This is a genomic window from Streptomyces sp. VRA16 Mangrove soil (assembly GCF_017377775.1).
Taxonomy (GTDB): domain Bacteria; phylum Actinomycetota; class Actinomycetes; order Streptomycetales; family Streptomycetaceae; genus Streptomyces.
This window is the reverse complement of sequence record NZ_JAFVLN010000011.1, coordinates 257377-274057: the sequence shown is the minus strand read 5'-3', so window position 1 is coordinate 274057 and position 16681 is coordinate 257377. Positions and strand designations below refer to the sequence as shown.

13 protein-coding genes, 1 pseudogene and 1 riboswitch are annotated in these 16681 nt (G+C 72.0%); of the genes and pseudogenes, 7 read left to right on the top strand and 7 right to left on the bottom strand.

Annotated elements, in window-relative coordinates; genetic code table 11:
- The first annotated feature begins 202 nt into the window (after nucleotides 1-202).
- Together J3486_RS28280 and J3486_RS28275 are read left to right on the top strand one after the other, a co-directional pair.
- The gene (locus J3486_RS28280; RefSeq protein WP_207825179.1) at nucleotides 203-1582 is read left to right on the top strand and encodes an SWIM zinc finger family protein; all 1380 of its coding nucleotides are present in this window, start codon (nucleotides 203-205) and stop codon (nucleotides 1580-1582) included.
- A 371-nt stretch (nucleotides 1583-1953) separates the two neighbouring features.
- Nucleotides 1954-3528 carry a DUF5691 domain-containing protein gene (locus J3486_RS28275; protein ID WP_207825177.1) on the top strand — a complete coding sequence of 525 codons (1575 nt, stop codon included), beginning with the start codon at nucleotides 1954-1956 and terminating at the stop codon, nucleotides 3526-3528.
- Between the two features lie 277 nt (nucleotides 3529-3805).
- Here J3486_RS28275 and J3486_RS28270 read toward each other — a convergent pair whose 3' ends face one another.
- Entirely contained in the window at nucleotides 3806-4222 is a 417-nt protein-coding gene (locus J3486_RS28270; protein ID WP_207825175.1) for a cobalamin B12-binding domain-containing protein, read from the bottom strand.
- 440 nt (nucleotides 4223-4662) lie between these two features.
- Here J3486_RS28270 and J3486_RS28265 point away from each other — a divergent pair, with 440 nt between their 5' ends.
- Nucleotides 4663-5571 (top strand): triacylglycerol lipase, encoded by a 909-nt coding sequence (locus J3486_RS28265; RefSeq protein WP_207825174.1) that lies wholly within the window; start codon nucleotides 4663-4665, stop codon nucleotides 5569-5571.
- Between the two features lie 211 nt (nucleotides 5572-5782).
- Nucleotides 5783-7327 (top strand): peptidoglycan DD-metalloendopeptidase family protein, encoded by a 1545-nt coding sequence (locus tag J3486_RS28260; RefSeq protein ID WP_307804965.1) that lies wholly within the window; start codon nucleotides 5783-5785, stop codon nucleotides 7325-7327.
- Between the two features lie 19 nt (nucleotides 7328-7346).
- Here J3486_RS28260 and pcrA read toward each other — a convergent pair whose 3' ends face one another.
- Complete coding sequence (gene pcrA / locus J3486_RS28255) at nucleotides 7347-9845, bottom strand: DNA helicase PcrA (RefSeq protein WP_207825170.1); 2499 nt, start codon at nucleotides 9843-9845, stop codon at nucleotides 7347-7349.
- Between the two features lie 428 nt (nucleotides 9846-10273).
- A riboswitch (cyclic di-AMP (ydaO/yuaA leader) is annotated at nucleotides 10274-10442 on the top strand.
- 7 nt (nucleotides 10443-10449) lie between these two features.
- Between pcrA and J3486_RS28250 the strand changes: the two genes are divergently transcribed.
- Nucleotides 10450-11646, top strand: a complete 1197-nt coding sequence (locus J3486_RS28250; protein ID WP_207825168.1) for a C40 family peptidase — start codon at nucleotides 10450-10452, stop codon at nucleotides 11644-11646.
- A gap of 153 nt (nucleotides 11647-11799) precedes the next feature.
- Nucleotides 11800-12087 (top strand): hypothetical protein, encoded by a 288-nt coding sequence (locus J3486_RS28245; RefSeq protein WP_207825166.1) that lies wholly within the window; start codon nucleotides 11800-11802, stop codon nucleotides 12085-12087.
- Here the strand turns inward: J3486_RS28245 and J3486_RS28240 are convergent.
- A complete protein-coding gene (locus tag J3486_RS28240; RefSeq protein WP_207825165.1) occupies nucleotides 12065-12418 on the bottom strand; it encodes a hypothetical protein in 354 nt (117 codons plus the stop codon). The two genes, J3486_RS28245 and J3486_RS28240, sit on opposite strands and share 23 nt — an antisense overlap.
- Before the next feature lie 323 nt (nucleotides 12419-12741).
- Between J3486_RS28240 and J3486_RS28235 the strand changes: the two genes are divergently transcribed.
- Complete coding sequence (locus J3486_RS28235; RefSeq protein ID WP_307804964.1) at nucleotides 12742-13836, top strand: NlpC/P60 family protein; 1095 nt, start codon at nucleotides 12742-12744, stop codon at nucleotides 13834-13836.
- A gap of 10 nt (nucleotides 13837-13846) precedes the next feature.
- Here the strand turns inward: J3486_RS28235 and J3486_RS28230 are convergent, their stop codons facing one another.
- From J3486_RS28230 to J3486_RS28215, 4 genes and pseudogenes are all read right to left on the bottom strand, one after another.
- Complete coding sequence (locus tag J3486_RS28230; RefSeq protein ID WP_229378690.1) at nucleotides 13847-14623, bottom strand: class I SAM-dependent methyltransferase; 777 nt, start codon at nucleotides 14621-14623, stop codon at nucleotides 13847-13849.
- A 71-nt stretch (nucleotides 14624-14694) separates the two neighbouring features.
- Nucleotides 14695-15135, bottom strand: a complete 441-nt coding sequence (locus J3486_RS28225; RefSeq protein WP_207825162.1) for a hypothetical protein — start codon at nucleotides 15133-15135, stop codon at nucleotides 14695-14697.
- Between the two features lie 136 nt (nucleotides 15136-15271).
- Nucleotides 15272-15996: pseudogene (locus J3486_RS28220) on the bottom strand (phosphotransferase).
- Entirely contained in the window at nucleotides 15993-16634 is a 642-nt protein-coding gene (locus J3486_RS28215; RefSeq protein ID WP_207825160.1) for a LysE family translocator, read from the bottom strand. Before J3486_RS28215 ends, J3486_RS28220 begins: the two are co-directional and overlap by 4 nt.
- Between the last annotated feature and the right edge of the window lie 47 nt (nucleotides 16635-16681).

The window sequence follows — 16681 nt, the reverse complement described above, 5'->3', positions numbered from 1 at the left end:
CGCTGTGAATCGCCGTCAATCACTGGGTGTGGCTGTGTGTCGCCCAGCTCGAACCAGCACGACGGAAGGCTTCGACCGCCCTCGCCGCGCGTTGGATTCCACGGTGCACCACGCCACTGACAATCGATCTTCCGACCGCGATCGGTGCAGGTCAGAGCCGTTCCCGGAGGGATTGTCAGTGGCGGGATCTACCGTCGAAGACATGACTCAGCAGGGGGTGCGCTGGACGACGGACCAGGTGCTGGCACTGGCGCCTGACGCGTCGTCACGCAAGGCGGGAAGCAAGCTCGGGGCAGCGGGGCCCTGGTCGCAGACCGGGAGTTCGGACGAGGGGGCGGTGTGGGGACAGTGCAAGGGCAGCGGCAGCAAGCCGTACCAGACCATCGTGGACACGGGGGCGGGCGGTGGCGCGGGCCCCGCGTACAAGTGCACGTGCCCGAGCCGGAAGTTCCCGTGCAAGCACGCGCTGGGGCTGCTGCTCCTCTGGGCGGGCGGGGAGCAGCAGGTGCCGGCCGGGCAGGAGGCGCCGGAATGGGCGGAGCAGTGGCTGGCCGGGCGCAGAGAGCGGGCGGCGACGAAGCGGACCGCGCAGGCGGCGCCCGGTGCGGACGCCGGCGCGGCGGCGGCCGATCCGGAGGCCGCCCGGCGCAGAGCCGAGCGGCGCGCGCAGCGGATCACCGCGGGCGCCACCGAGCTCGAACAGCGTCTGACGGACCTGCTGCGCGGCGGGCTGGCCCAGGCGGAGCAGTCGGGGTACGGGCTGTGGGAGGAGACGGCGGCCCGCATGGTCGACGCGCAGGCACCCGGACTCGCCGCGCGGGTGCGGGAGTTGGGGGCGATACCGGGTTCGGGGCCCGGCTGGCCGGTGCGGCTCCTTGAGGAGTGCGCGCTGCTCCACCTGCTCGTTCAGGGCTGGCTGCACCGGGCCGAGCTGCCCGCGGATCTGGCGACCACGGTCCGCTCCCGCGTGGGGCTTCCGGCGTCGGCCTCGCAGGCCGCGGTGCGGGACGACTGGCTGGTGCTGGCCCAGTACGACGCGGCGGACGGGCATCTCACCACGCGCCGCATATGGCTGTACGGCACGGGGTCGCGCCGCACCGTGCTTCTCCTCTCTTACGGGGCCGCGGGGCGCGCTCCGTCCCTGGCCCTGCCGGCCGGGCTGACCGTGGACGCCGTGGTGTCGGGGTATCCCGGGGCGCGGACGTTGCGGGCGGAGCTGGGTGAGCAGTTCGGGGCGGCGCGGCCGATGGGCCCGCGGCCGACGGGAGTCGATGTCGCGGCGGGGCTCGCGGCGTACGGGGAGGCGCTCGCGGAGGATCCATGGCTGGAGTCGTGGCCGGTGACGCTCGCGGATGTCGTGCCGGCGCGGGATCCCGACGGTGGGGGGTGGCAGCTGGCGGACGCCGAGGGCAAGGCGGCGCTTCCGCTGACGTCGCAGGCGGTGGGGGCGGCCGGGTTGTGGCGGTTGGTGGCCGTGTCGGGGGGTGGGCCGGTGACGGTGTTCGGGGAGTGCGGGTTCCGGGGGTTCCGGCCGTTGGCCGTGTGGAGCGGGGAGGCGGGGGAGGTCGTTTCGCTGTGCTGAAGGGGGCTGCGCGGTGGGGAGTTGGGCGTGCCTGGGCGTGGGCCCGATCCGTGCTCGCCCGGGGCCGCGGTTCTGGTTTCGGGGCCGTGGTTCTGGTTTCGGGGCCGTGGGCTGGGGCCCACTGGAGCGCCTGCCCGGCGCCGGGGTGCCGCCTTGCCCACCCTGCCGCCCTTGGCGGCAGATTGCCCAAGGCGGGTGGGGGCGGGCGGCGGATTGCCCGAGGCGGGTGGAGCGGGCGGCAGATTGCCCGAGGCTTCGGGGATCGCGGCAGATTGTCCGAGGCGACAGGGCGGAGATGCGCATCACCCAAGGCCGGGGGACGGGGACAGGCGGGATGAAGTGGGACGGGTGTTGGATCGGAGGGGGATGTCATGGCTGTGAGTTGGGATGAGCTGGTCACCGCCGCGTTGCTCGGGACCGAGCGGCGGGGGGCCGTCACGCCGCGGGGGCTGCTCGACGAGGCCGCCGCGCAGACCGTGCGGCGGCGTGCGGGGCTGCGGCCCGCCCCGGCGCCGGCGCCGCCCGAGCCCGCCGGGGACGATCCGCGTACTCCGCTGCCCGCTGCAGCGCGGCGGCGCCTCGCGATGCTGCTCACCGACCGGCCCGGTACGGGCACCACCCGCCGCGGGTCGACCCCGGATCTGCTCGAACTGCTCCCGCAGTGGCTGGCCACGGCCAACGCGTACGGGTACGCGCCGCCGCCCGAACTGCTGCCCGCCCTCCTTGACGCCGCTCGAGGACGCACCGATCTGCGGCCGCAGGCGCTCACCTTCGCCGGGCCGCGCGCCCTGTGGCTCGGCCGGCTCAACCCGGACTGGAAGTTCGCGCTGCGGGCCACTCCCGGCGCGGGCACCGCGCTGCCCGCGCCCGAGGAGACGGAGCAGGTTCAACTGCTGTGGGCGGAAGGGCTGTTCGCGGAGCGGGTGGCACTGCTGGCCACGGTGCGGGCGCACGATCCCGAGGCGGCCGGCGCGCTGCTCGCCGGGACCTGGGGCACCGAGCGCGCCGAGGACCGGCTGATGTTCCTCGACTCGCTGCGCACCGGGCTCAGCGACGCGGACGAGCCGTTCCTGGAGCAGGCACTCACCGACCGCAGCAGGAACGTACGGGCGACGGCGGCCGAGCTGCTGTCCGCTCTGCCGCGTTCCGCGCTGGCCGCGCGCATGGCGGACCGGGCGCTGTCCTGCGTGGCGTTCGACCGTGCTGCGGGGACGATCGCCGTCGAGGCACCGCACGAGTGCGACGCGGCGATGGAGCGCGACGGGGTGGTGGCGAAACCTCCGGCGGGCCGGGGCGAGCGGTCGTGGTGGCTGGGCCAGTTGGTGGAGGCGTCGCCGCTCGACCGGTGGCCGGAGCGGTTCGGCGGGCGCTCGCCCGAGGAGATCGTGGCGCTGCCGGTGGCCGACGACTGGCGCAGCGAGCTGCACGCCGCCTGGTGCAGGGCCGCGGTGCGGCAGCGCGACATCGGATGGTCGCGGGCGTTGCTCGGACCCGCGACGGCCGCAGGTGCCGAGGGGCCGGGGGCGGTGTCGCTCGCGGAGCGGGCGAAGCTGCTCGCGGCGCTGCCCGCGCAGGAACGGGCCGAGTGGGTCGGGGAGTTCATCGCGTCGCACGGTCTGTCCGAGGCGTTCCAGCTGCTCGGGGTCTGTGCCACGCCGTGGGCGGTGCCGCTCGGGCGGGCCGTCGTCGACGCGCTGAACATCGCGCGGGACGCGGGGAGTTATCCGTGGAGTTTCAGCGGGGTGATGGGGCTGGCGGAGCGCTGCCTGGACCCCGGCGAGGCCGTGCGACTCGAAGGGCTCACGGCCGCCGTGGAGGAGCCGGAGGGGGCGGCGCCGGGGGCCGGGGGGTACTGGGCCGAGGCGTTCCAGCGGCTCGTCGGGACGTTGCGGCTGCGGCACGCCATGCGCGAGGAACTAGCCCCGGCCGGGCCCGGGGCGTCCTGAACCGCACCCGGGGTCGGGATCGGCCCCGCCAGGGGCGCGGGAAACTGCGCGACCGGCCACGACGAAAGCCGCACCCGACACCACACGGACAAGCCCACGGCGGCACGCCGACCCTGGCACCCGACACCGCACGGACAAGCCCCCGGCTGCGCACCGCCCCTGGCACCCGACACCGCACGGACAAGCCACCGGCGGCACGCCGACCCTGGCACCCGACACCGCACGGACAAGCCCCCGGCGGCACGCCGACCCTGGCACCCGGCGATCCCCGGAGGGGTTACGCCCCCGCGGGCTGGCGGACGTTGGCGTTGACCCAGTCGACGATCGACGCCGTGGTCGCGCCGGGCGTGAAGATCTCCGCGACGCCCTTCTCCTTCAGGGGCGCGATGTCGGCCTCGGGGATGATCCCGCCGCCGAAGACCTTGATGTCCGCGGCGTCCCGCTCGGCCAGCAGCTCGATCACACGGACGAAGAGGGTGTTGTGCGCCCCGGAGAGGATGGAGAGACCGATCGCGTCGGCGTCCTCCTGGATCGCGGTGTCCACGATCTGCTCGGGGGTCTGGTGCAGCCCCGTGTAGATGACCTCCATACCGGCGTCGCGCAGCGCACGCGCGATCACCTTGGCTCCGCGATCGTGGCCGTCGAGCCCCGGCTTCGCGACGACGACGCGGATCGGACCGGCTGCCACACCCATCACTGCCTCCCTGAAGTGACTGACCCCCGGGGCCCGGTGCCTCCCGGCACCTCCGGGTTCCGGATATCCCCTCGCGGATAACCGAAGTGAACGAACGTTATCGACAGCATCCCGCAACCGGCCGTTTCGCGGTGCGGAGGGAGGGGGAAATCACACGGTGGGACACGTTCGCTGCGCGCCGCACCCCCATGAGGTGGCTCATCCGCCGCATCCGGGACAGGCGCGAGGGGAGCCGCTACGAGATCGCCGCGCCACCGCGCCGACAGCCGCACGGCACGGTGGCACGGTGCTTTCGTCGTCGTGCGGACCGACTCGCACGGGGCGAAGGACACGAGTCGATGAATCGGCGCATCGGCCCGACCACCGCCAGACCGGCCGGCTCCCCATGAGTGCACACGGGGGACAGAGCAGCCCCCCGCGTGCCGACGGGAGGTCGGCCGATGAAGGTCACGAGGGCGCTGCCCTTTCGCCCGCTCTGCCCTCTACTGCCCACCAGACTGGCCGGTCTCTCGATCGCGCTGCTGAAGGCGACCGCACTCGAACTGGCCATCCTGGCCGGGCATCTCCTCCTCTATCCCTCGGGCATCCTCCCCGAACGACGCAGGCCGCCGGCGCTCCCCGCGGGACCGTCGCAGGACGCGGGGCCGCTGCCGGAGGACCTGGAGCCGCTGGCCGACGCCCCCAGGCTGCCGGCGCCGGCGAAGCCGCCGGTGCTGCTGCTGCACGGCTTCATCGACAACCGCTCCGTCTTCGTCCTGCTGCGCCGTTCCCTGACCCTGCACGGCAGGCAGCAGGTCGAGTCCCTCAACTACTCGCCCCTGACCTGTGACATCCGCGCCGCGGCCACACTGCTCGGCCGGCACGTGACGCAGCTGTGCGAGCGCACGGGCCAGGACCGGATCGACATCGTGGGGCACAGCCTCGGCGGGCTGATCGCCCGGTACTACGTGCAGCGCCTCGGCGGCGACCAGCACGTGCGCACCCTGGTCACGCTCGGCACCCCGCACGCGGGCACCCGGGTCGCGCCGCTCGCGGACGCGCACCCGATCGTGCGGCAGATGCGTCCGGGCTCCACGGTGCTGGAGGAGTTGAGGCAGCCGGCGCCCGGGTGCCGTACGCGCTTCGTCAGCTTCTGGAGCGACCTCGACCATCTGATGGTTCCGCTGGAGACGGCCTCCATCGACCACCCGGACCTGCTCGTGCAGAACGTGCGGGTGACGGGCATCGGTCATCTGGCGCTTCCGGTGCACCCGGCCGTCGCGACCGGCATCCGGCAGGCTCTCGACGCCGACCCCTCGGTGGAAGGAGCGCGCGCCGCCGACTCGGTCGGCGGTCTGACGGTGGCGTGATTCCACGTCCCGTCCGGCACACCACACGGCGCTGAGCTCGAACGCTTCTCGAACTCAGCGCCAAAGGTATGCCCACAGTCCACCGAAACACGGCCGATTGCCCGTTTCCGCTGGGCCTGAAACCTGCGGAAGATTGTCGTGCCCTCGTACTGCCGGGTACAGTCGCCGCACTGCTCTGGCAGCCCCTGTTGTCGAGGCGAAAGAGAAGTTGGTGAACGACCGTCATCCGTCGGGGACCGCGCACTACGCGGCGTACGACGGTTACTCCACGACCAGCTTCGCCGCCGACCCGCTCTTCGGTGACATGCCGGGAGACGACCCGTACGACACCGGTTCCTCTCCGACGTCCCACACGACGTCCGCTGCGACAGCGGCGACCACCGCGGCACCGGGCGGTTACGACACGGGTTCCTACGAGACCGGCCAGTGGTACACGGACCCCCAGTTCCAGCAGCCGTACGCGGATCCGTACGCGGCCTCGTACGACACCGGCGGCTACGACACGACCGCCATCTGGGGCACGGCCGGACACGAGCAGGTCATCGACATCCCGGCGCAGGCCGGAACGGCCGGACAGCACACCGGCCACACCGGCCACACGGGCCAGACCGGCCAGTGGGACACCACCGCGTACGCCACGCAGACCTTCGATTCGCCGGTCTTCGGCACGACGGTGTACGACACGAGCGCGTACGACGCGACGCAGTGGAACTCGACGGGCGTCGGCGCAGGCGACACCGGCGAGCTGACGACCGTCCACGACCACGCCGCGCACGAACATGCCGTGCACGACCACACCGTGCACGAACATGCCGTCCACGAACACGCCGTGCACGAGCAGATGATGCACGAGCAGACTCCGGACCCGTACTACCCGTCCGAACCCGATACCGGATCCGGATCCGGGGCCGGATCCGGGACCGAGGCCGAGGCCGACACCGGATCCGAGGCCGGGGAGCACCCGGAGCCCGAGCCCGAGCCTGCGCCCGCGCGCCCCTCGCGCGCCGCCGCACGCTCCTCCCGTTCCCGGCGCCGCACCCCCGCCAAGCGTTCCGCGCTGCTGACCGTGGCCGTGCCGTCGGTGTGCGTCGTCGGTATCGCCGGGGTCGCGGCGGCCTCGGTCGGAATCGGCGGGGACGACGACAAGGACATCCAGGCCGCGTCGGCGCCCGACGCGAGCGCCGTGAAGCCGTCCGCCGCCAACAACAAGCTGGACACCCAGCTCGCCGATCTCTCGCAGGACGCCGGGGACTTCGCCGACCGGGCGAGCCGCACGCAGGAACGTATCGACCTGAAGGCCAAGCAGGAGGCGGACCGCAAGAAGGCCGCCGAGGAGGCCAAGCGCAAGGAGGCGCTGCGCCCCAAGTTCGCGCTGCCGGTGAAGCAGCGCGGGCTGAGCGCCTACTACGGACAGGCCGGCATCAACTGGATGTCCGTACACACCGGCATCGACTTCCCCGTCTCGTACGGGACGCCGGTGATGGCCGCGACCGACGGCACCGTGCGGACGCAGTGGAACAGCGCGTACGGGAACATGGCGATAGTGACCGCCAAGGACGGCACCGAGACCTGGTACTGCCATCTCTCCGCGCACACCGTGATGAGCGGCCCGGTGAAGGCGGGCGACGTCATCGCGCGCTCCGGGAACTCCGGCAACTCGACCGGGCCGCACCTGCACTTCGAGGTACGGCCCGGGGGCGGATCCGCGATCGACCCGCTGCCGTGGCTGCGCAGCCACGGCCTGGACCCCACCTAGAGTCCAGGCCCTCCAAGGGCTACAGCTTCTCCACCGGCGCGTACCGCAGCAGCAGCCGCTTCGGCTTCGGGTCGCCGAAGTCGATCGTCGCCTCCGCGTTGGAACCCGAGCCGGTCACGCCGACCACCGTGCCGAGGCCGAACTGGTCGTGCGTGACGCGGTCGCCGACCGCCAGCGAGACCACCGGCTTCTCGCTCGCCCTGCGCGTGGCGAACGCCGGCGTCGACCCCGTGCGGGAGCGCGAGGAGGACAGCGAGGCCGCGATGCCGCCGCCGATGCTCTTCGTGGAGACGGCCGGCGTCGAGGGCCCGGTCCGCTTCCAGTCCAGGTGCGCCGCCGGGATCTCCTCCAGGAAGCGGGACGGCGGGTTGTACGAGGGCTGGCCCCAGGCGCTGCGCATCGAGGAGCGGGTCAGATAGAGCCGCTCGCGGGCGCGCGTGATGCCGACGTACGCGAGCCTGCGCTCCTCCTCCAGTTCCTTGGTCTGGCCGAGGGAGCGCATGTGCGGGAAGACGCCGTCCTCCAGGCCGGTCAGGAAGACCACGGGGAATTCCAGACCCTTCGCGGTGTGCAGGGTCATCAGAGTGATGACGCCGCTGCCGTCCTCGTCCTCGTCCGGGATCTGGTCGGAGTCGGCCACCAGGGCGACGCGCTCCAGGAAGTCGGAGAGAGTGCCGCCCGAGGTCTCGGCGGCGCCGTCGGCGCCCTCGGCGGTGGTCTCGGCGGCGTCCCCCGCGGCGTTCTCCTGCTCGAACTCCAGGGCCACGGCCGCGAGTTCCTGAAGGTTCTCGATGCGGGTCTCGTCCTGCGGGTCGGTGGACGCCTGCAGCTCGGCGAGGTACCCGGTGCGCTCCAGGACGGCCTCCAGGACCGTGGCCGGGCCCGCGCCCGACTCGACGATCGTGCGCAGGTCCTCCATGAGCGTGTTGAACCGCTTCACCGCGTTCGTGGAGCGGGCCGCCATGCCGTACGCCTCGTCGACGCGGCGCAGCGCCTGCGCGAAGCTGATCTTCTCGCGCAGCGACAGGGCGTCGATCATGGCTTCGGCGCGGTCGCCGATGCCGCGCTTGGGCACGTTCAGGATCCGGCGCAGCGGGACGGAGTCCTCGGGGTTGGCGAGCACCCGCAGGTACGCGAGGACGTCCCGGACCTCCTTGCGCTCGTAGAAGCGGACGCCGCCGACGACCTTGTACGCGAGCCCGACGCGGATGAAGATCTCTTCGAAGACACGGGACTGGGCGTTGGTCCGGTAGAAGACGGCGACGTCGCCCGGCTTCGCGTCGCCGGCGTCGGTGAGCCGGTCGATCTCGTCGGCGATGAACTGGGCCTCGTCGTGCTCGGTGTCCGCGACGTAGCCGGTGATCTGGGCGCCCGCTCCCGCGTTCGTCCACAGGTTCTTGGGGCGGCGCGACTCGTTGCGCTCGATCACCGCGTTGGCCGCCGAGAGGATCGTCTGCGTGGAGCGGTAGTTCTGCTCCAGCATGATCGTCGTCGCGTTCGCGTAGTCCTCCTCGAAGTCGAGGATGTTGCGGATCGTGGCGCCGCGGAAGGCGTAGATCGACTGGTCGGCGTCACCGACGACGCAGAGCTCGGCCGGGTCGCTGTCGGCGGGGCCGACCAGCTCCTTCACCAGCGCGTACTGCGCGTGGTTGGTGTCCTGGTACTCGTCGACCATGACGTGCCGGAAGCGGCGGCGGTAGTGCTCGGCGACGTCCGGGAACGCGCGCATCAGGTTGACCGTCGTCATGATCAGGTCGTCGAAGTCCAGCGCGTTCGCCTCGCGCAGCCGGGACTGGTACATCGCGTACGCCTGGGCGAGGGTCTTCTCGAAGCCGTCGGCAGCGGTCGACGCGAAGTCCTCCTCGTCGATCAGCTCGTTCTTCAGGTTGCTGATCTTGGCGCTGAAGGACTTCGGCGGAAACTTCTTCGGGTCCAGGTCCAGGTCGCGGCAGACCAGGGCCATCAGGCGCTTGCTGTCCGCGGCGTCGTAGATCGAGAAGGAGGACGTGAAGCCCAGCTTCTTGCTCTCCCGGCGCAGGATGCGCACGCACGCGCTGTGGAAGGTGGACACCCACATCGCGTTCGCCCGCGGGCCGACGAGGGACTCCACGCGCTCCTTCATCTCGCCCGCGGCCTTGTTCGTGAACGTGATCGCGAGGATCTGGCCGGGGTGCACGCCGCGCTGCGCCAGCAGGTACGCGATGCGGTGGGTGAGCACGCGGGTCTTGCCGGAACCGGCGCCCGCCACGATGAGCAAGGGCGAGCCGCCGTGCACGACGGCCGCTCTCTGGTTCTCGTTCAGCCCCTCCAGGAGGGCCGCCGGGTCCAGGGCCGGGCGCGGGGCCCCGTCCCGGTAGTGCGTGTCCCTGGCCGGAGGCACGTCGAACTTCCCGCCGAACAGGTCGTCCGGGATCGGCTCCGGTGCCGAGCTGTCGTGCTCGTCCTCCGGAGGCGGCGGGGGCTCCTGCGTACCGCTCTGGAAGCTGGCCAGGAAGTTGTCGTCAAAGAGGCTGCTCATCGCCGTACGAGTCTAGGCCGCCCCACTGACACCCCGCCGCCGCCTTCGCTACACCGCCCGCCCGCACGGCCCGGAATTCGACAAACCCGCAGGTCAGGAGGGAGGTATCCGGGGAAGTCGGGCAGCAGGCGCTTTCCGTCGCGCACCATGACCGGACCGTCACGTTCCGCTACCGATCCGCAGGGAGCGGGATCCGGCGCCACCCGAGGGGGACAAGTCGGCGGACTCCGCGCCCCCGGGGAGGCTCCGGTCAACCTCGGACAACTCCGCGCAGATCCTTACGGATGAACCGCGTTCCGTGAAGCCTGTCGCCAAGGTCACGAAAATGTATCGGGCATATCGAACATCAACCTTCACAGCAGTAACACGAGTTGGCTACGGTGCTGCGCGGGCAGCCCGTCCCCCCGCCCGCGAACGTCGCGGCGAGCGGGCCACCCCCGCCGAGTTCCGTACGTCGCGAGACAGGGAACCGGGGACCCACCGACCTTGGGGTGAATCGGCTCAACAGCCCGGCACCGATGGGCAGTTGACCGTAGGGCAACCTTCCGCAGGCCCGAACCCGACAGCTAACCCGGTAGGCGGATGACGGAAGGAGTCGCCTGCCTTGGCGTCGCACCGCAAGCCGCGCAGCCGCAGCCTCATATCCGGCGGGCTGCGCGCCACCCCCGCGATCGGCATCACCACCGCCGCACTCACCTCGGTCGCCCTGCTCGCCCAGACGGCGCAGGCCGCCCCCGAGCCGGCGAAGCCGAGCCTCGAAGAGGTGCAGAAGAAGGTCGACACCCTCTACCGCCAGGCCGAGGTCGCCACCCAGAAGTACAACGCGGCCAAGGAGCAGACCGAGGGCAAGAAGAAGCAGGTCGACAAGCTCCTCGACGACATCGCGCAGCGCACCGAGAAGATGAACAAGGCCCGCCAGGAGCTGGGCCGGTTCGCCGCCGAGCAGTACCGCACCGGCGGGGTGAGCAACACCGCGACGATGCTTCTCGCGGACGACCCCGAGGACTACTTCGCGCAGGACCAGCTGCTGAGCCGGATGACGTCCGTGCAGAAGAAGGCGGTCGACGACTACCAGGACCAGCAGCGCAAGACCGCCACGAAGCGCTCGGAGGCGCAGGAGAACCTGCAGCAGCTCAGCACCTCCCAGACCGAGTTGAAGACCTCCAAGCAGGAGGTCCAGACGAAGCTGGCCGACGCGCGGGACCTGCTGTCCAAGCTCACCGCCGAGGAGAAGGCGCGCCTCGCGCGGATCGAGAAGGAGAAGGAGGAGGCGGCCCGCAAGAAGGCCGCCGAGCTGGCCCAGAAGCAGAAGGAAGAGGAGGCGGCCCGGCAGAAGGCCGCCGAGGAGAAGGCCGCCCAGGAGCAGCAGGACTCGTCCTCCGGCTCTTCCGGCTCCTCCGGCTCCTCCGGTTCTTCTTCGTCGGGTTCGTCGTCCAGCTACGCCACCAAGGCCGCCGAGGCCCTCGCCTTCGCCAAGGCCCAGGAGGGCAAGCCGTACGTGTGGGGTGCCACGGGCCCCGACTCCTACGACTGCTCGGGCCTGACCCAGGCGGCCTGGAAGGCGGCCGGCATCTCGCTGCCGCGCACCACCTGGGACCAGGTGGAGGTCGGCACGACGGTCTCGCTCTCCGACATCCAGCCGGGGGACCTGGTCTTCTTCTACGACGACATCAGCCACGTCGGCCTCTATCTCGGCGACGGCATGATGATCCACGCGCCGAAGCCGGGCGCGTACGTCCGCGAGGAGTCCATCTACTACGACGGCACGTCCGCGATCCACAGCGTGGTGCGACCGGCCTGACGCCGCCCGCGGTCACGTCCGGGCGGTGCGGCACCGCCCGGACGTGCCCCGCCGCCCCCCGGGCCCCGGCTCCCGCCCGCCGCCGGGTCCGCCGTCACGGCGACCGGCATCCGCTCGGTCGGGCTCCACCTCACGTCGTACGACGTCCTGGCCGTGGCCCTCCCAGTCCTGGCCGTGGCCCTCCTGGTCCTGGCCGGCGCGCTCCGGGTGGTCCTCGCGGCCGACTTCTACGTCCGCCCGGTACGCGACCGGGCGCGCCGGGAACACGAGGCGGACACCCCGCCCGCCCTCACCGCCGTCGAGACGCCCTGGCCCACGGGGCCGGGACGGGTGCTGCCGTGGATCGCGGTCGCGGCGTGGGCGGTCGTGCTCGCGGGAGCCGTCCGCCACCGCGGGTCCGCCGGGGCGGCGCGGCCGCTCAGGTCCAGAGCACCGCGATGAAGATGTTGGCGACGGTGAGCGCGCCGACCGTCGCGAACAGGCCCTTCTCCGCCTTCTCCTCGTCGCGCTTCACGTACACGATGCCGAGGATCACGATCAGGATCGCGAGCTTCACGCCGATCTTGATGTTGTTGACGGTGTTGTCGTCGGCCTGGTTGAGGCCGACCAGGGCGACACCGGTCACCAGCATGGTCAGGGCGCCGTGCAGCATCGCCTTGTTGAAGCGGGCGGTGCCCTGGCCGATCGCCGTCATCTGCGTGAGGAAACCGCCGAGCAGGGCCGCGATGCCGATGATGTGCAGGCCGACGAAGAAATGGATGAGTACGTCCATGGTTCCGGAGCCTAACGGGGCGGGTGCGACGGCCCGCCACCGATCCCCCGCGCACCCGCATCGGACACCCACGGCCACTGGAATGTCACTCTCCGCCACCCTTCACAACAAAGGGAGCACTTGCGAACAATCCAACGCCAACCCGTTACGTCGAGGTTTAGCGTCCTTCCTCAGGTGACCGGCTCCCCACCGCCGTCCGGGCCAGGGACGGCAGTCGGACACCACCGCCGAGAAAGGTCCGGCGGCGGCCCGCTCCCCCTGTGCGGGCCGCCGCCGGACGCGTACCGAAGGCGGACGTACCACCCGGAAGGACGTGGCGCTTCGTGCCGGCAGCGCATCGCAAGCCCAGGCAGCGCTCGCTCAGCGGCCAGACGGCCCGCACCGCGGCCACCCTCGCCCTCGCCTCCGCGGCGACCGCCACCGCCTTCGACGGCACGGCGCACGCGGAGCCCGAACTCTCCCCGGCGCAGGTGAAGGCCAAGGTCGACAGGCTCTACCAGGAGGCGGAGGTCGCCACCGACCAGTACAACGGCGCGAAGGAGGACGCCGACAAGGCCCGCAAGAAGGTCAGGGCGCTGCAGGACGAGGCGGCCCGGCGCGAGGACGCGCTCAACTCCGAGCGGCAGCGCCTCGGTTCGACGGCCGCGGCCCAGTACCGCGACGGCGGCATCGATCCCTCCCTCCAGCTGCTGCTCTCCTCCTCCCCCGACCGCTATCTCGACGAGGCCTCGCTCGCCGACCGGGTCGGTACGCGGCAGGCGGCCACCATCGCCAAGGTCAGGAAGCAGTTGCGCGGTGTCGAGCAGCTGCGCAGCCAGGCCGACACCCAGGTGAGCGAACTGCGCACCAAGCAGCAGGAGTTGGCGCGGCAGAAGCGGACGGTCACGAAGAAGCTGGCCGAGGCCCGCGACCTGCTCGGCCGGCTCGACCCGGCGGACCGGGCCCTCGCGACCGGCGCGGCGGGCCCGGCGGGTGCGGCAGGAGCCGCGGGATCCGCGGACGCCGCCCGCGCCTCGCGCTCCGCGACCGCCGACCGCACCGCCCTGTCGGCGTCGACGAAGGCCCCCAACTCCCGTGCGGCGGCGGCCATCGCGTACGCGTACGGGAAGCTGGGCAGCCCCTATGTCTGGGGCGCGACCGGTCCGAACGCCTTCGACTGCTCGGGGCTGACCCAGGCGGCGTACCGCGCGGCGGGCGTCTCCCTCCCGCGCACCACGTACTCCCAGATCAACGCGGGGCAGCGGATCTCACGGTCCCAGCTCCAGCCGGGCGACCTGGTGTTCTTCTACTCGGGCATCAGCCACGTGGGCCTCTACATCGGCAACGGCGAGATGATCCACGCGCCGAACCCGACGGCGCCGGTACGGATCGCGCCGATCGACGAGATGCCGTTCGCGGGCGCGACCCGGGTGACGTGACGCGTGGGGGTCACGCGGACGCCTTCTCCCACACGGACACATGGCTCCGGCTGTCGGCCGTGAACGGCTCGCGCCCCCACCCCGCCCAGCGCTCGCGCGGCCGCAGCCCCGCGATCCGCGCCATGAGGTCGAGTTCGGACGGCCATACGTACCGGAAGGGGACGGACCACAGGGACCCCTGTCCCGTCTCCGGGTCGACGTCGAAGTAGTTCGAGCTCATCGCCTGTGTGACGACGTCGTACCGGTCGAAGGCCCAGCGGGTGTCGCTCACGTGGAACGGGACGGCCTGCTGTCCGTACGGCAGCAGGCGCAGCTCGGGCACGCCGACCTCGACGACGAAGGTGCCGCCGGGCGCCAGCTGGGCCGCCGCGTTGCGGAAGCACTCGACCTGGGCGTCCTGCGTGGTCAGGTTGTTGATGGTGTTGAAGACGAGGTAGGCGAGGGTGAAACCGCCCGCTCCTTCGGCCTCGGCGGTGGCGAAGTCGCCGATGGTCACGGGGATGCGGTCGCCACCCGGCTTCTCCTTCAGCCGGGCGACCATCGCCCGGGACAGGTCGATGCCGTGCACGTCGATCCCGCGCGCGGCGAGCGGCAGCGCGACGCGTCCCGTACCGATGCCGAACTCCAACGCGGGCCCCTCGCCCGTGAGTTCGGCCAGGAAGTCGACGGTGGGGTCGAGGGCCTCGGGGGTGAACATCCGGGCGGAGGAGCGGTCGTAGCCCACGGCGACGGACTCCGGGAAGTAGCCGTCGGGGTCTGCGGGCGGGCCCGCGGTGACGTCAGCCATGGGAAGGGACGGTAGCGGGGGCACCGTGAGCGGCGCACGGGGTTTTCCGTGCGCCGCCTCGGCAGGGTCGGCTACGCGTACGCGTCGCAGCTCGGCAGGGTCCAGGACGCGCCGTCCTTCGCCATCTCCACATAGAGGTAGTAGTGGTTGCCCTCCGGCAGGTCACCCGTGACGGGACCGGCCGTGTACGGCGAGCTGTGACCGCGCGTGCTGGCGGTGCGGCCCGTGCTCAGGTGGGCGACCACGCCCCAGCCGTCGGCGTACGAGTCCGTCGCGTACAGGGCGTCACCCGGGCTGCTGCCATAGGGGTCCTGGTCGAACAGGGCCAGACCGACGTAGTGGTCGTCCTGGTCGTAGGCGATGGCCTCCCACTCGCTGGGCGAACTGAGGTGCCTGCACACGGTGTAGAAGGACGTCGCCGCGCTCGCGGTGCCGCTGCCGAGCGCCGTCGCCGCCGTGGCGAGCAGGGTCGCCGCCGCGAGCAGGGCGCCGGTCCTCATCTTTCGAGCCATGATGGTTCTCTCCCCTGGTCGCGCGCGTCTGTCGGCGCGCACGCTTCCACCTGTCCATGACAATCACGGACGACCGGAGCGGAGCATATCCCTCCGGTCCCCCTCGGCGGGACACCCGGCGGCGAACGGATTCCGGTCAGCCCCGCAACGTCGCTTCGAATTCACCCCGCGCCCCCGCGAGCCACTCCTGCAGCCGGTCCCAGCGGGCCCAACCCCCGTTGTCCGTCCAGATCTTGACGAACGCCGGGTGCCCCTCCGCGAGGCGCCGGGCGACGAAGGCGCGGCACGACGCCGTGGCCTGCTCCACGACGCGGGGAAGGACGGCGCGGTCCCGGGGTCCAGCATCGGCACCCAGTAGTGGGCGGTCATCGCCACGTCCCACACCGGACGCCCCGGCGCCGCCATGTCGAAGTCGATGAGGGCGGCGGCCCGGCCGTCGCGGAAGACGACGTTCTCCGGGCAGACGTCGTTGTGGCACAGGACCGGGCTGTCCCCCGGCTCCGGGTCGGCGAACTCCGCGGACCAGGTGACGGTCCGGTCGACGTCGCGGGCCGCGTCGTGCATCCGGCGCAGCAGCGCCCCGACGGAGCGCAGCGCCGGCTCGGTCATCGCCCAGGCCGGGAACGGGGGAAGGGCCACGTCCCCGGGCACGTACGAGAGTTCCTCGCGGCGGCCGTCCTCCGTGATCCGCAGCGGGGCCGGGGCCCCGTCGAAGCCCCGTCGGCGCAGCGCCGCGAGGTGGGCGTGGACGGCGGGGGCGTGCGGCGGAGCCGGGCGCTCGACGACGGGGCCGCGCCGGAAGACCCGCGCCGCGTTCGAGAGCCCGCCCGGCAGTTCCTCGTACCGCTCGGCCGCGCTCACTCCTTCCTGCCCTGCACCGCCACCGTCACGCCGAGCCCCACCATCGCGAGCCCGCCCACGCCGCCGACCGCGGCGAGCCGGCGCGGGGAGCGGGCGAACCAGTTCCGGGCCGTGGACGCGGCGAGCCCCCACACGCTGTCCGACGCGACCGCGATGGCGTTGAAGACCAGGCCGAGCAGCAGCATCTGGAGCACGGTGTGCCCGGCGCCCCGGTCCACGAACTGCGGCAGCACGGCGGCGAAGAAGACGACGGTCTTGGGGTTGGAGACGCCGACCGCGAACCCCTCCCAGAAGGTGCGCAGCGTCCCCTTGGACACCGCGCCCGAGTCGGCGAACACCGTCTGGAGCGAGCGCCGTTGCCGGATCGCCTGCACGCCCAGGTAGACGAGATAGGCGCCACCCAGCAGCTTCAGCGCCGTGAAGACCGCGACGGAGCGTTCCACGACCGTGCCGACGCCGAGGGCCACGGCGACGACCAGCACGTACGACCCGGCCGTGTTGCCCACGACCGTGGTCAGCGCCGAGCGCCGCCCCTGCGCGAGCGCGCGGCCGACGACGAACAGAACGCTGGGCCCGGGGATCACGATGAGGAGGAAGGACATCGCCGCGAAGGCGAGGAGTCGGTCGGCAGACATCATGAAATCAAGCTAGCCACACGCGAGTTGGCCCCGGCAACAGCCGGCGG

Excerpts from the sequence above, each read along its gene's own strand:
- J3486_RS28280 (WP_207825179.1), top strand. The coding sequence starts at position 203 with ATGACTCAGCAGGGGGTGCGCTGGACGACGGACCAGGTGCTGGCACTG.
- J3486_RS28275 (WP_207825177.1), top strand. The coding sequence starts at position 1,954 with ATGGCTGTGAGTTGGGATGAGCTGGTCACCGCCGCGTTGCTCGGGACC.
- J3486_RS28270 (WP_207825175.1), bottom strand. The coding sequence starts at position 4,222 with ATGGGTGTGGCAGCCGGTCCGATCCGCGTCGTCGTCGCGAAGCCGGGG.
- J3486_RS28265 (WP_207825174.1), top strand. The coding sequence starts at position 4,663 with ATGAAGGTCACGAGGGCGCTGCCCTTTCGCCCGCTCTGCCCTCTACTG.
- pcrA (WP_207825170.1), bottom strand. The coding sequence starts at position 9,845 with ATGAGCAGCCTCTTTGACGACAACTTCCTGGCCAGCTTCCAGAGCGGT.
- J3486_RS28240 (WP_207825165.1), bottom strand. The coding sequence starts at position 12,418 with ATGGACGTACTCATCCATTTCTTCGTCGGCCTGCACATCATCGGCATC.
- J3486_RS28230 (WP_229378690.1), bottom strand. The coding sequence starts at position 14,623 with ATGGCTGACGTCACCGCGGGCCCGCCCGCAGACCCCGACGGCTACTTC.
- J3486_RS28225 (WP_207825162.1), bottom strand. The coding sequence starts at position 15,135 with ATGGCTCGAAAGATGAGGACCGGCGCCCTGCTCGCGGCGGCGACCCTG.
- J3486_RS28215 (WP_207825160.1), bottom strand. The coding sequence starts at position 16,634 with ATGATGTCTGCCGACCGACTCCTCGCCTTCGCGGCGATGTCCTTCCTC.